This window comes from Formosa sp. F44 (assembly GCF_056238645.1).
Genome location: NZ_JBWDLJ010000005.1, coordinates 213,080 through 229,211, shown reverse-complemented (window position 1 = coordinate 229,211; position 16,132 = coordinate 213,080). Strand labels below are relative to the sequence as shown.

Here is a 16,132-nt window from a genome sequence, read left to right as displayed (position 1 = left end):
TAAAATTTAGCAATTAGAACAGGTTAACAATCCATCAATTTATCATTAATTTTCAAGCGATATTCTAAAGGCGACATTCCCGTATGTTTTTTAAAATGTTTGTGGAAATTGGACAAATTATTAAAACCACTACCATAGCAACAGTCAAAAATATTATAGTCGTTATTGTGCAATAATTCACAGGCACTACCTATTCTTACTTCGGTAAGATATTGCGAAAATGTTTTATTGGTTTTGGCTTTAAAAAATCGGCAGAATCCTGTTGGAGACATATTAGCAAAGTCCGAAACCATATTTAAAGTGATAACTTCTTTATGGTTCTGTTTAATAAAATCGCATATATCGCCAACCTTAGGGTTCGCTTTTTTACTCATAGATTTTGGCGTTGCTTTAGACGACAAAGCCTTGATATTATTATTTTTAGAGATATCGTTTAGCAATTTTAAAAACAATAAAAACTTATCTAATCCAGAGGTATCGGTTAACTCTTTTACATGTCCATTTAAATATTTGGCTTTGCTTCTCGGGATTTTTATGCCGTGTGCGGCATACCCCAATAATTTAACAATTCTTGAAGCCTCCGGAATAGTACGTAAAGAATCTTCTATTTTATTCTGATCGAAAAACAAAGTCGTGGCTTTACACGTATTTAACACCGAACTTTCTGTAGCATCCATGGTTGGTTTTAGTGCATGTGGTAAATTTTTACCAAAGAGGAATAAATCGCCTTCTTTATAAGGTACCACCTTATTTCCTACAAAAAGAGACCCTCTACCCTTTTTAATTAAAGTAATTTGAAATTCGCTATGAAAATGCATAGGCTCATAAAAACTGTCCATAACCCATTTTTCCACAATTGGAGTACCAAATTGCGCCATAGGAATATTATACTGATGTGCGTTCATGAGATTATTGTTTTAAAATTAATTAACTTTATTTTTTTCAATGCTTAACTTATACTGGGTAGGCGTCATCCCAATCACTTTTTTAAAGTGACGATGAAAATTGGATATGTTTGTAAATCCAGAATTATAACAACTTTCTGTAGTGTTATGAGAACCACTTCTTATAAGTTCGCATGCTTTTAAAATTCTTGTTTCTATAAGATATTGGGAAAATGTTTTTTGAGTCCGTAGCTTAAAAAACCGACCAAAAGTGGCAGAAGTCATGTTAAAATGCCCCGCTATAGTTTCTAAAGAGATCTTCTTTTTATAATTACATTTAATAAACTCAAAGACTTCATTAATTTCGTCTATAGTATTTACGTCATAATCAAGCGATTCAATTTTATTATTTATTAACTTTTTATGACCTGTTGCTGTAGAAATATGGTCGAGTATAGTTAACAATTCAAGAACTTGATCAAATTCGCTTAAGGTAGCAAGCGTCCTCATTTTGTCTTCTAAGTAATGTGCATCTACATTTCCTAGAACCAAGCCATATAAAGCTTGAGATAAGAGTTCTTTAATACCCTTTGTTTCCTGATTTTCATTAAGTAGAAAACCATAGGAGTCTACGTTAAAAAACACACTAATATAATGTGCTTTTATTTTATTAGTTTCTTCAACCTTTGTGCCATCATTTCTAAAGGCATGAGGCAGGTTTTTTCCAAACAAATAGAACTCTCCAGACTTAAACTTGCACACCTTTTCACCAACCGCTAACGAGCCATCTCCATCTAGAATAAGTGTTATCTGATATTCTTCATGAAAATGTATGGTGTTATAAAACTGGGTATCCACATACTCCTCGACACGGATCGAAGAATCTTGACACATAGGCACCTTAAAACCAATTACAGCAGACATAAATACTTTATAAAATTATATTATAAAGTCGAATTTACAAAAAAGTATTAGAAATAGCTATTATGACATACATAATATTGGTGCAAACTTTTTAAATTTGATTTTTTACTCCATAAATCGGACTAAAAATAAGGAAAGCATAAAAATTCTATTTTAAATTATTAATAATTCTACGACTATGAAATCATATCCAAGTATATTCAATGATGTTATTGGCCCTGTAATGAGAGGCCCATCAAGTTCTCATTGCGCCGCCGCATTAAGAATAGGTAGAATTTGTAGGGATTTAATGAATAACACGATTGACGATGTTTACATTGAATTTGACACAAACGGATCCCTTGCTACGACGCATTCTGGACAAGGTTCGGACATGGGGCTCTTTGGTGGCCTGTTAGGTTGGAATGCAGACGACGAACGATTAAAAGATTACGAGTTCCATATGAAGGAAGCCGGTGTTAATATAAAAATAGATATACATCCCATTGGCGCCACCCACCCGAACACTTATAAAATCACTTTAAAGAATAAAACCGAAACACACCAAGTTATAGGTTTATCTACAGGCGGAGGAATGATAGAAATTATAGAGATTGATGGTGCTCCTGTATCGTTAATGGGCGATTTTTACGAGACATTACTATATACAGACGTTATTTCGGACGATTTATTAAGTCACTTAAAACAGCTAGATTTGGGCGAAATTCAACCTTATAATGGGACTTTAAATTTCATCTCAATTTGTTCTACCAAGGAAGAATACGATAAATTACAACAAGAAATTGAAACTATTGAGAATGTTTTATACGCTAGAACCTTATTTCCTGTCCTACCTATTAAATCAAGAAAAGATTTAACCGTACCATTTATTACAGTAGAAGAACTATTAGAATATAATAAGGACAAAGATTTAAAACTTTGGGAACTTGCTATCGATTACGAAAGTGAACGCGGTAACATTTCAAAAAGTGAAGTCATCGAAAAAATGGGAGCTATTGTAGATATTATGCAAAACTCCATTACATTAGGACTTAAGGGCACACATTACGAAGACCGCATTTTAGGCAGTCAATCTTTAGTTTTTAAGAAAAACATGGAAGAAAAGAAACTTGTTCCTGGCGACGTTTTAAACAATTCCATCATGTTTACATCGGCTATGATGGAAGTTAAAAGTTCTATGGGTGTTATTGTTGCTGCGCCTACAGCAGGTTCTTGCGGTACTTTACCCGGAACACTTATTGGAACCGCCACAACACTTGAGCTTTCTAGAGAACAAACCATACACGCTATGTTAGCCGCCGGGTTAATAGGTGTATTTATTACAGCGCATTCTACATTTTCTGCCGAAGTAGGTGGTTGCATGGGAGAATGTGGTTCTGCTTCAGGAATGGCCGCCGCAGGTGTAGTTGTTTTAAAGGACGGTACTTTAAACCAGTCTTTAGCCGCAGCATCTATAGCTTTACAAAGCTCTCTAGGACTAATTTGCGATACCATAGCCGATCGTGTTGAAGCGCCTTGCTTAAATAGAAATGTTATGGCCACATCTACCGCTATTTCTTGTGCCAATATGGCCATCTCGGATTACGACCAAGTTATCCCTCTAGACGAAGTGATAGATACCATGAAACGCGTAGGTGACGCCATTCCCCATACACTGAGATGTACTGGACTTGGCGGATTAGCAATTACTAAAACGGCAAAAAAGATTGAAGACCGATTGAATAAAAATAAAGCAGCATCTAATAACGGTGCATTTAAGTATTGTTAATAGACTTTAAGCTTAAAGTCTATTAACAATATTATTTAAAAGTTGCGTGTCCATATAGATAAGGTTGTAATACACCTAACCCCTATAGACCCGCAACTTTTACTTTACAGCCACATTCCTACAAACCCACTTCTTTAAATCACCTAACCCAGTATTCCTTTTGAAATTATTTTAAATAGTTCTGTACTTGTAAAAACAAGTTTCTTTAATACAAAAAAAGGCAAATCATGCATACCTGTTTTCTACAGTAATTTTTGTCCGTTACTTTAATTCAAAATTTTATTTAACATCCGTCTATAGTATTTTTAAAGTACCGAATAAAAACATAAAACGGCTTAGATTATGATTTTGTCAAAAAAGTACGACTTTAGGTTAACAAATCACCTTAGTTATCTCCTGTTTTATTATAATATTGTTATTAAAAGAAATTTAGTTGCACATCTTACAATAAAATAATGGGTTGTAAAGACGTTGCGAAACCCTAAAAAAACGATATCAACAGATACTTTATTATGCATAAAAAAATACAGTTTAAACACTATTTCCTATTGCCTTTATTAGCAATAACAACAGCTTCTGCTTCTGCCACCTCGCTATATCCCGAATCGGCGAAGAGTAATTCGGCCACGTACAAAGTATTAGATATAGATGGTCTTTCAAACTTATCTCTAAACGAGAATAGCACCATAAAAAAAACTGCAGAAAAGGAATTATTAGCCAATTTAAAACAGGTTAAAAAGCATCTTTCTGGAAAATCTACATTAACAGGACCGGAACTAGACGCACTACGTGAGGCGATAGCAAAAAACAATGTTTTATTTACCGATCATTTTGATGTTATAGAATCTGCTTTTGAAACTATCGATTTATACGAATCTAAAGATGGAGGTTTGTTTACAGAAGGCACCAAATCTATGGGAGGTTACAAGAGAGATGCTTCCGGATTTGAGCTTGAAAATCTAATGCTTGTGATTATGCAAGCCATAATGGACAATTCGTTTACCGAAGCAAATTTAGCAGCCAAACCAGAATTATTTAAAAATAGGTTATTCAAAACTTCTAGTTATTTTCCTGGAGCAGTAGAACAACCTGCAGATCCTTCTAAAAGCTATACCATTAAAATAAATGGAACACATGTTAAAAAACCAGGAACACCAGCTAATTATGAAACGGAAGACGCTAGACGCCCAACAGGAACATATTTAGCACCTGGAAGTGTAGCCACTGTAACCGTACCTTCGTCTTTAGTAGGTATTGGAGCGTCTGTATTAGTAGGAGCACATACTTGGGATTTAACAAAGAAAAATGTTATTAAGCGACTAAACCGAGTAACTACAAAATACGATATTACTAGCGAAACGATTACAATTGCCAATCCACTTGGCGGAGGAATTTACATAAACGTACCTTATAAAAACGATTTAGGTATTCTTAATATTACATTAGAAAACGTTGTACGTTCCCCATATTACGCAAGGACAGCCGCCAACCAAACCAGCCTAAGCGATTGGAAAAATGTAGAACGATTACGCGATGTGCCTTGGACAGATATAGAAACCGACAAGGTAATGATGCAAGTACCAACAGCATGGATTTACAACTTTGATGGTATCGAAACCACTATGGACGATTGGGACATGGCGATGGATGCTATTTCAACACTTTTAGGGCGTCCGCTAACAAGATCGAAAACTACAATTTACATGCAAGTAGATGTAATAAATAGAGGAAAAGCAAACTTCCCTGGGTATCCGCAATCTAACGTATCTTACGATCCATATACCGATTACAAAGGTTACCATAGTAGTTATTTAATAGACGGGCCACGAGACCAAAGAGGTTATTTAACTAATGTATTGTTTCACGAACAAGGTCACGCCGAAAAAATCTACAAATTTAAAGGAGAAATCGAATCTATGATTAACTTCTTGTGGGTTGCTGTTCACAACAAAAAGTTTGGAGTTGAAATAAACAAAGCTTTTGAAGAGTCTTTTAATGGTTATGGTATATCACATTCTATTGAAGAAGCAGCCATTAGCTGGATGATAACTGAAAACTTTAGATCTGGAAACCAGATGAGTTCTCAAACAAGAGAAATGCGCCAAGAGTTTTCTTATCAGCCTAGAGGTCACGCAAAATATGCCGATTTAGTTAGACTTTTGGGATGGAAATCTATTGAAGACTTTTATGCAAACACAAGTAAAATGTACGACAACGGAGAAATTAATTATTCCGAGCCAAACCGAGTAAACCAAATCCCAACAGACGACAGGATTCTAAGAATGTCTCAGGCTGCTGGCTACGATTTACGTCCGCTAATCCATTTCTGGGGCGTTCACCCAAATAATTTTGACAACTTAGCTAAAGACATTCAAAAAGATAACCTAAAGAAATCGACTGCTATTTACGATCAATTATCTTTTTACAAAACTATTGTTCCTAAAGACAACGATGCTTTTAGAGCTTTTGGATTAGAAGATTTTAGTGCCGAAAAAATTAAAAACGCAACGTTTTACGACCATGTTTCTCAGAGTTATTATCAAGGTTTCCTGAAAAAATGGTGGGATGGTTACGGAACGCCTGAAGCACAAGCTACTATTGATGAAATCCAAACGATTATTGACTTATATTTCCCTGATGGAAGACCAGAAGAATACAATACCAATTGTGTAGATCTTACTCCGATATCTGCAGAAGCAAGCGCTTCGGAAAACCCAGAGCACACTTTAGATGGCAACATTAAAACGGCTTGGACAACGAAAGCCGATGGCGAATATATAATTTACGACCTAGGCGCACTTTACGACGTTTGCGAATTAAAAATTAATTTTACAGATAAACGCAAAAACTCTAATAGTTTCGATATTCAAGTTTCTAGAGAAAATCAAACATATTTAGAAGTCATGCAAGGCTTATCTAGCAATAAAACAAAAGACACTTTCGACACCTACTCTATTTCTAGAAAAGCTCGTTATATTAAAATTATTACCCACGGAAATGAAAACGACAAAACAAATAGTATTAGTGAAGTTAAGTTCTCTGTTATAAAATAAGGTATTCATCTTTTAACTGAATTCCGATTAGATAACTTTGTATTTCTAATCCATAAAGTTTCAAAAGAAAAACCTTTTAACTCCTTAAACCTCCAGATTATTTTGATGCATTTCAAAATAATCTGGAGGTTTTGTTTTGCACTAGCAATTGCTAAATATTTTTAAGTTACAAAAATCACAAACGTATCACGTTCACAAAACTTGTCTTTTCTTTCCATAATTATCTCAGCTAAAAACATATTTCACAACTTCAAAACATCCCTGTTTAACCAGTCGGTTTACAAAATCTCTACTTCTTTTTTTTGTCAGACAAATCAGTATAAAAACATCAGAGAACCTCAACATTTTTAAACTTCGCACGGTTTTTATCTAACCCCATATATCCGAATATTATTTTAATAGAAACCAGCTTAAAAACTAAAACGTTAACCCCTATTAATCAAAGTCATAAATCTAAATTTCTTCGTCATTTTAAGAGAAAATACCTCAATAATAAGATAAGAATACGCTTACACCATAGTTTTGCCAATATAATACATCAATGTGTTAAGATAATCACAATACCGCCCCTAAATTTGTTATAATTTTATGATTAACAATTAATTACCTCCCAAAAATACAGCATATTTTTTTTGGTGAAGGCCTCATTTATTTAACCTAACAAATACTTATTATGCAAAAAAAATTACGAATTAAACAACTTTTAATATTGCATTTGTTTGCAATAACCACACTCCCTGTTTTGGCCCAGGATTTGTTTTTCGAACGATCCAACGGAACAGAAACCACCTTTGGACAGGTAGATGCTTTTCAATCTTCTTCTGGAACCTTAATAACCGCTATCGATGTTAATACAACTTTCGACAAAACCGAAGGTTGGAAATTGGTAGCACTCGATAAAAACAATTATTATTTTCAAATCACCGATACCACCAAAACCAATTATGGCCAAATAGACATTTGGAATAATAAAACAAAAACGCGAACCAACTACGGTGCAATAAGCGATATTTTTGAGACACCTAACTTTTGGACACTAGGAGGAGCAGATGATGGAAAACTTTACTTTTCTTCTAGAGAAACCAATAGTGAAATTGTTTCATGGGATGGCACCACAATAAACACTTATGGCACTCTAAGAGACGTTGTTGGAAACGCTGCTGTTTGGAGATTTGCAGGCTTCTATAACGGCTCTATGTTTTTAGAATGGACACATACCAGCACACAAGCTAACGCTGTACGTTCATGGCATAAAGAAACAGATGTGGTTACAAACCATAATCGTAAAAATTATTATGCAAGTTATGATGATGCCTATCTATTTGGTGTCACAGATTATGTGATTTCAGACAACAACAATGCTTTAACTTTATTTGAAACCGTTCAAAATCACATTGCTGGCGCCACCACTTTATCTGCATCAGAATTAACATCTTTAATCACTGATATCTCTATTAATAGTTCATTATTTACAGACGATTACGATGTTATAAAAACAGCCTTAGAAACTATTGCATTATACGAAGCGAAATTTGGAGGGTTATTCACTGCAAACAGCACATCCAAAGGTGGTTTTAAGAGAACAGCTTCAGGTTACGAACTAGAAAATTTAATGCTTGCAATAATGCAACCAATTATAGATTACTCGTACACCACAGAGAACCTAACTAATTATCCTACATTATTCGAAAACACACTTTTTGAAACCTCTTCTTATTTCCCAGGAGCCGTAGCACAGCCAGCTGATCCTACAGTAAGTCACACAATCAAAATAAACGGAACTCACGTTAGAAAACCAGGCACACAAGCCAACTACGAAACGGAAGATGCTAGACGTCCTACCGGAACATATTTAGCACCAGGAAGCGTGGCAACAGTAACCGTACCCTCATCATTAGTGGGAATTGGAGCTTCTATCTTAGTGGGTGCACATACTTGGGATTTGACCAAAAAATCAGATATTAAACGAATGGATCGTGTGACAACGAAATACGAAATAAACAGCACAACAGTTAAAATTGCAAATCCATTAGGTGGAGGGATTTATATAAATGTTCCTTATCAAAACGATTTAGGAATTCTTGATATTACCTTAGAGAATGTTGTGCGTTCTCCATACTATGCAAGAACAGTAGCAAATCAGACAAGCATGAGCGACTGGACAAACGTAGAGCGTTTACGTGATGTGCCATGGACAGATATTGAAACCGATAAAGTTATGATGCAAGTGCCTACATCTTGGGTGTCTGCTTACGACGATATTGAAACTGCTATGAACGACTGGGACACATCTATGGATGCTATTTCTGAATTTATGGGTAGACCACTACTTAGATCTAAAACCGTTATTTACATGCAAGTAGATGTTATAAAAAGAGGTACCGCAAATTTTCCCGGATATCCACAATCTAATGTATCTTACAATCCTTTTACCAATTACGGAGGCTATTACGACAACTACTTAATTAATGGTCCAAGACACGAAAGAGGTTACCTAACCAATGTATTATTTCACGAACAAGGACATGCAGAAAAAATGTATAAATTCCCTGGTGAGATTGAATCTATGGTTAACTTTCTATGGGTTGCAGTACATAATAAAAAATTCGGAGTCGAATTAAATCAAGCGTTCGAAGAGTCTTTTAACGGCTACGGATTAAATCACAGTATAGAAGAAGCTGCTATTAGTTGGATGATTGCTGAAAATTTCAGATTAGGAAATGAAATGAGTATAGAAACAGGACAATATCGTCAAGAATTTTCTTACCAACCACGAGGTCATGCTAAATATGCCGACGTGGTGAGACTTTTTGACTGGGAGTCTTTCGAACAATTCAACAGAAACACTAGTGAGAGTTACGAAAATGGTGAAATAAATTATGATGATGATGTAAATAACGTTCCAACCGACGATAGATTATTAAGAATGTCTCAAGCTTTTGGTTACGATTTAAGACCATTAATTCATTTTTGGGGTGTACATCCTGACAACCCTACAACTTTAGAAACCGAAATTAAAAATAGTAATCTTAAAAAATCTACTGCTATTTACGATCAACTATCATATTACAAAACCATAGTACCGGAAGATAATGCTGCGTTTAGAGCTTTTGGATTAGAAGATTATTCTGAGACTAAAATTATAAATAGTAGTACAGAAAATCATGGTAACCTTGCACAAAGTTACTACGAGGTATTCCTTAATAAATTTTGGAATATTTACAGCAACACAGAAGCAAAAGCAACCGTAGACCAGATACAAGATATATTAAGTTTATACTTCCCTGACGGTCGCCCTGAAGAAGCAAGCTCTACAAAAGAAATTGCGCCAGTATCGGTAGTTGCTAGCTCATCTACAAACCCAGAAAACACTTTAGACGACAATCCTGCAACGTCTTGGTCGGCTCAAGGCAATGGAGAGTATTTAATTTACGATTTAGGAGACATCTACGAGCTAAATGATTTAAAAATTAGTTTCGAAGACAAACTAACAAAAAACAGTTTTTTTGACATTCAAGTATCGAGAGATAATGCGACGTATTTAGAGGTTAAACAAAATTTATCTAGCAATAAGACAGGAGATACTTATGATACGTATTCAATTTCAAGAAAAGCACGTTATATAAAAATCATTGGTCGCGGAAACGAAACCGACGACTGGAATAACATTAGCGATGTTAAATTCTATCTAAATGACGAATCACTTTCTATAGACGACGATGAAATAGAAAAATCAGATCGAATAACCCTTTACCCTGTTCCTACAAAAAACACATTAAACATTAAAGGAATAACTAAAGATACCACGGTACAGATTTATAATATTACTGGTGCACTTGTGCAAACAAACGCTATTCGCGTGAATGCTGCTAACATAGACACTTCTAATTTAAATTCAGGAATCTACTTTATAAAGATAGATAACACGGTTAAGAAGTTTGTAATTAATAAATAATTTCTAAAAACTGTTCTAAACCTTTAGACACCGTTTACTAACCAACCTATAGCCTCTCTCCATATTAATGTTGAGGGGCTATTTTTTTATATCTCCCTAATTATTACCTTCAACCATACAGATTATAAAACGTAAAATCACACCACTATCTATAGGCAAAATTTCTGATTTCACAGATCAATTATTAAAACATCAATAAACACTTAAAAACAAATGCCTAGATTAATAATCACACAATATAATCCCTTATAAATCAAGAATCACCTCCTTGATTTAAAACTACAACTACCTGTGTTTTTTCTTATAAAAGTATCTAATCGTGTTAAAATCGTAAACTTTTCACACTAAAATCAGATATAACTTTACGTATTGTTAAACTAACATAATGACCTATGAAAAATATTTTTAAGTTCAAATCAGTATCTTACTTGTTGCTATTTGGAGTAATACTTATGGCACATGGCAAGGCGATTGCACAAGACCTGAATGTCTCAGGAACAGTTAACGACGAGAACGGAATGTCTCTCCCCGGAGTCACTGTTTTAATAAAAGACACCTCTACAGGGACCACAACAGATTTTGATGGAAAGTTCGAACTTATGGCGTCCTCCACATCTGTATTAAGCTTTAGTTATATGGGTTATGTTACACAGGAAATTACTGTTGGAACAAAATCTACTATAAATATAAGTATGGAACCAGATGCACAAGCTTTAAGCGAAGTAGTGGTAACCGCCCTTGGTATTGCGAGAGACAAACAAACTCTTGGTTATGCGGTACAAGAAGTACAAGGAGAAGCATTAACCTTAGTTCCGGAAAGCAATGTCGTAAACTCTTTATCAGGTAAGGTTGCTGGAGTACAAGTAACCAGTGGTGGTAGTGGTGTTGGTTCTTCGTCAAGGATAGTTATTCGTGGAAACGCATCGTTTTCTGGAAACCAACCGCTTTTTGTAGTAGACGGAACACCAATAGACAATTCGTCTCCTAACCTTGCTGGTGCTGGTGGTGTAGACTGGGGAAATACAACATCGGACATAGACCCGAATAACATTGAATCTGTTTCGGTACTAAAAGGAGCAAATGCTTCTGCATTATACGGAAGTCGAGCTGCAAATGGAGTAATTATAATTACAACTAAAAAAGGAAGTAAATCTGGAAAATCTATGGGAGTAACATTTAACTCTTCTGTAGTTTTCGACAAAGCCGCTTACTTACCAAATCTTCAAAATGAATATGGAGGTGGACGAGATGGAAGTGAATACATTTACAACAGGTACAATGCAAATAACGGTACCAACCTGAGCTATAACGACTATGCACAACAATTTTCATACAACTATGTCGATGGAGCTGGCGGAGGTATTAACGACTCTCAACCCATAAACTGGGGTCCTAGATTAGACTCGGGACTTTTATTAGACCAATGGTCTACCGGAGAAAACAGTCCTTGGGTATCTAGACCAGAAAACACTTCGCAATGGTTCGACACTGGTATTACCGTTCAAAATAACGTATCTATTACTTCTAATGGAGAAAAAGCATCTGGAAGAGTATCTTATATGAATATAAATACAGACGGAATAGTAGATAATACAGACCAAACAGAAAACATACTTTCTGCCAATTTAAACTTAACACCAACCGACAGATTAACAGCTTCTGTAAACTTTAATTATGTAAATAAAGAAAGTGATAACTTACCTACTGTGGGATATGCTTGGGCAGATATATTTGGATGGCTACAAAGAGATTATCCAACACAATATGCTAAAGATTTATTTTACGAAAAGGGTAATGAAGATTATATGTTTAATGGAGACAATCCGTTTTACAGTCTGAGAAACACAAATTCATTTAACAGAGAACGTGTATATGGAAATGCATCTTTAAGCTATAAAATAAACGATTGGCTGTCGTTTAACGGACAAGTAGGTGTAGATTTTTATAACGAAATTAGAAAGACCATAACACAATCTGGAACGACTAGAAACATAAGATTGGATCGTGGAGGTCAATTTTCTGAAACCCACATCAATAAAAAAGAGGTAAATACAGATGTGACTTTAAACTTCGACAAGACATTTAACAACATTAGAATAGATGGATTAATTGGGGCAAACAGAAGAACAAATTACTACACAACTATGGGCTTAAGCGCCTCAGACCTTACGGTTCCTGACCTATATACAATTTCGAATGTTAAAGGTACACCTGGTACAAGTATGTACGAAAGTAATTACGAAACAAACAGTGCGTACTTTGCCTTTAACGGATCGTACAAAAAAGTATTATACTTAGGTGTTACAGGACGAAACGACTGGAGCTCTACCCTACCACAAGAAAGTTGGTCTTACTTTTACCCTTCAGTTAGTGCTGGTTTAGATATTACACAAGCCTTATCTATGAACTCCAATTTATTGTCTTACGCGAAACTTAGAGGAAGTTGGGCAAAAGTAGGTGGCGATACAGATCCATACCAATTAGACACCACATACTCTGCGGGATCTTTTAATGGTGTTTCCGTTTTCACACCATCACGCACCTTACCTCCTACAGGCTTACAACCAGAAGAAACAACATCTTATGAAATAGGTGCAGATATTCGTTTTTGGAAAAACCGTATTGGAGTAGATTTCACATACTACACACAAACCACAGTAAATCAAATTCTTTCTGTAACAACCTCTACAACTACTGGATATAGCGGTATGTTATTAAATGCAGGTGAAATTGAAAACAAAGGAGTAGAACTTATGGTTTCTGCAGGTATTATTGAAAACCCAGAAGGACTTAATTGGGATGTTGTAGTTAACTACGCACAAAATAAGAGTACAGTAAATTCTTTATATGGTAATTTAGAATCTTACCAGATTTCTAGCGGTTTCGGAGGTGTAAGAACCTTAGCGATCCCAGGAGAAGAATGGGGCGTTTTATGGGGATTACCATTTGTAAAAGACGACAACGGAAAGACGGTAGTTAGCGCAAACGGAACGCCATTAACAACAAGTAACGCAGAAAAACTAGGTAATATTACTCCAGACTGGACAGGAGGAATAAGCAACACATTACGTTATAAAAACGTAAGCTTAAATTTCTTAATCGACGCACAAATTGGTGGCGATATGTTTAGTACCACAGCATGGCACTCTTACCCTACCGGATCTTACGAGAACACTGTAAAAAACAATGTTAGAGAAACAGGATTAATTGTAGATGGTGTTTTTGAAGATGGTACGCCAAACGATGTTCGTGTATCTGCTCAAGAATACTATAACGGACCATGGGTTTGGAACAATCATGAATATTCAATTCTTGACGCGACTTATGTTAAACTTAGAGAAATGTCTATTGGATATGCATTTAACATGTCGCAAATTGATGCCATTTCTAAATTAAATTTATCTCTAGTGGGACGAAACTTAGCTATTCTTTATCAAGACGATTCTACAAAAGAATATGGATTAGACCCGGAAGTAGGTTTCGGAGGTGGAGAAGCAGGTATCGGATATGAAAACTTCCAAGTTCCAACAACAAGAAGCATCGGATTTAAATTAACAGCTAGTTTCTAAAAAACAAAAAACACTATTATGAAAATATATACAAAAAATTCATTTCTAGTATTGGTTTTATTCACACTATTCCTAGAATCATGTACATCGGAGTTCGAAAGTATGAATGTAAGTCCCAATAGCGCGACAACAGTTCCTGCCACAAACATATTAGGAAAAGCACTATTAAACTCTTCCCAAATTCTTTTTGGAGAACGTCTTGACGCATATTACACAGCGAGCTATGCAGGATATAACGCCCCAATTGGTGGAGACTACGAATACAGGGTTGGTATTAACAATAGTCAATGGGATGCCATGTATGCTTCAATGACGTATGCCGTAGAAGCTATGAACGTAGCCAACACCGAAGAGAATACCAATTTATATGCCGCCGCATTAACTCTAAAAAGCTATATGGCTCATAAAACATCAGACATATGGGGAGCAATACCATATTCCGAAGCTTTTAATCTGAAAGAAGAACAAACAATTTATCCTAAATACGATACAGAACCTGAAATTTACGCACAAATTTTAGCGGAACTTAAAACAGCTGCAGACCTTTTCGATACTAACGGAGACGATATAGGTGAAGGCGACTTTCTTTACAAAGGCGATGTTGCCAAATGGCGTAAATTTTGTAATTCCCTAAGATTGAGAATAGCAATTAGAATGTCTTCTGCCGACGAGGCTACGGCTAAAACAGTAATTGCAAGTATTGTTAACAACCCGAGTGCTTACCCTGTTTTCGAAACAAATAACGACAATGCTTATTTCTGGTGGCCAGGTGTAGTACCTGATGTCGAGCCTTGGTTCGCTACCATGGGAGCTACCGATGGCAACAAGATACACGGATATCGAGTAAACAAAACGCTGGTTAATACGCTTCAAGATAATGACGACCCAAGACTACCTGTTTATGCAGATAAGAATAAATATGGTGTTTATCATGGTTATGAATTTGGACCAAACCAACTAAACGACACCCTAAACAACGGGAATAATGTCTCTCATATTGGTGACCGATTTGGTAACAACCCTGCTGGATTCTCTCCATTTATGAATACTGCCGAAGTATACTTTTTACTTGCAGAAGCTTACGAGCGTAATTTAATCTCAGGAGATTTAGCCCAAGACAATTACGAAACTGGACTTACCATGTCCTTAGAAGAAAATGAAATTGCAACTGAAGATATTACCACATTTTTAGCACAAGATGAAATAGCTTGGGATAGCGGTTCTAGCGATAACCTTTACAAAATACGTATTCAAAAATGGATTTCACTTTACAAACAAAGTGTTGAAGGATGGGCAGAAGCAAGAAGAACCGATGTACCACTAATTCAAGAAGTTTCTAGAGATTACTCAGCATCGCACAACAGACCTCCATTTAGATTCCCATACCCAGATTCTGAAAAATCATTAAACACAAATTTCCCTACAGATGTTGTAGAAAAAGACATTTTTTACGGCACACAAATGTGGTGGGACAAACGTACGGGCGTACAATAAATACAAATTTTTTTTATAAATAGTTTTTTTAAGTTTGAGTTAATTGCAGGAGTAGAAGTGAATAATACACTTCTACTCCTTTTTTTTACTCTTATTTTAATCGTGATTTTATAATTAAATCCTAATTCCCCCTCTATAAATACTCATAATCTTAGAGCAATATCACGAAGCTTAAATAATAAATTAAAACTCAGATAGTCCACATGAGGCTATATGCTTTAAGCCATTCTAGAAGTACAATGCTCTTTATATTTCAGAGATTTAACCCTACTGGAACACCTAAAAATGTATTAAAAAAGTAAAATATATTCTTCTACACCACATCTAATATTACTTTGTAACATAACATTAATAATCACACCTAAACAACAGTATTTAGCCCCTATTTATAAACAAAATCCTTACATTTAGGGATTCAAAACTCTTATTAACCAAATAACACAAACAACATAACATTGTTAAAATAGTATATAATTACGCTAATA

The 16,132-nt window shown here is 35.3% G+C and carries 7 protein-coding genes; 5 read left to right on the top strand and 2 right to left on the bottom strand.

Translation table 11 applies throughout. The features are described from left to right. Positions 1 to 23: 23 nt before the first annotated feature. Positions 24 to 905, bottom strand: coding sequence for an AraC family transcriptional regulator (locus tag AC0UBM_RS16070; protein ID WP_475689313.1), 882 nt, complete (start codon positions 903 to 905; stop codon positions 24 to 26). A gap of 18 nt (positions 906 to 923) precedes the next feature. Continuing rightward, complete coding sequence (locus tag AC0UBM_RS16065; RefSeq protein ID WP_414035447.1) at positions 924 to 1,808, bottom strand: AraC family transcriptional regulator; 885 nt, start codon at positions 1,806 to 1,808, stop codon at positions 924 to 926. A gap of 178 nt (positions 1,809 to 1,986) precedes the next feature. Here AC0UBM_RS16065 and AC0UBM_RS16060 point away from each other — a divergent pair, with 178 nt between their 5' ends. The 5 genes from AC0UBM_RS16060 (at position 1,987) to AC0UBM_RS16040 (ending at position 15,647) form a co-directional block, all read left to right on the top strand. Continuing rightward, a complete protein-coding gene (locus AC0UBM_RS16060) occupies positions 1,987 to 3,576 on the top strand; it encodes an L-serine ammonia-lyase, iron-sulfur-dependent, subunit alpha (RefSeq protein WP_475689312.1) in 1,590 nt (529 codons plus the stop codon). A gap of 512 nt (positions 3,577 to 4,088) precedes the next feature. Then, positions 4,089 to 6,629, top strand: a complete 2,541-nt coding sequence (locus AC0UBM_RS16055; RefSeq protein ID WP_475689311.1) for a M60 family peptidase N-terminal accessory domain-containing protein — start codon at positions 4,089 to 4,091, stop codon at positions 6,627 to 6,629. Positions 6,630 to 7,302: 673 nt separating this feature from the next. After that, positions 7,303 to 10,584 carry a M60 family peptidase N-terminal accessory domain-containing protein gene (locus AC0UBM_RS16050; protein ID WP_475689310.1) on the top strand — a complete coding sequence of 1,094 codons (3,282 nt, stop codon included), beginning with the start codon at positions 7,303 to 7,305 and terminating at the stop codon, positions 10,582 to 10,584. 392 nt (positions 10,585 to 10,976) lie between these two features. Then, positions 10,977 to 14,153 (top strand): SusC/RagA family TonB-linked outer membrane protein, encoded by a 3,177-nt coding sequence (locus AC0UBM_RS16045; RefSeq protein ID WP_475689309.1) that lies wholly within the window; start codon positions 10,977 to 10,979, stop codon positions 14,151 to 14,153. An 18-nt stretch (positions 14,154 to 14,171) separates the two neighbouring features. Beyond that, on the top strand, positions 14,172 to 15,647 hold the full coding sequence (locus AC0UBM_RS16040) for a SusD/RagB family nutrient-binding outer membrane lipoprotein (protein WP_475689308.1): 1,476 nt from the start codon (positions 14,172 to 14,174) through the stop codon (positions 15,645 to 15,647). The last annotated feature ends 485 nt before the right edge of the window (positions 15,648 to 16,132 follow it).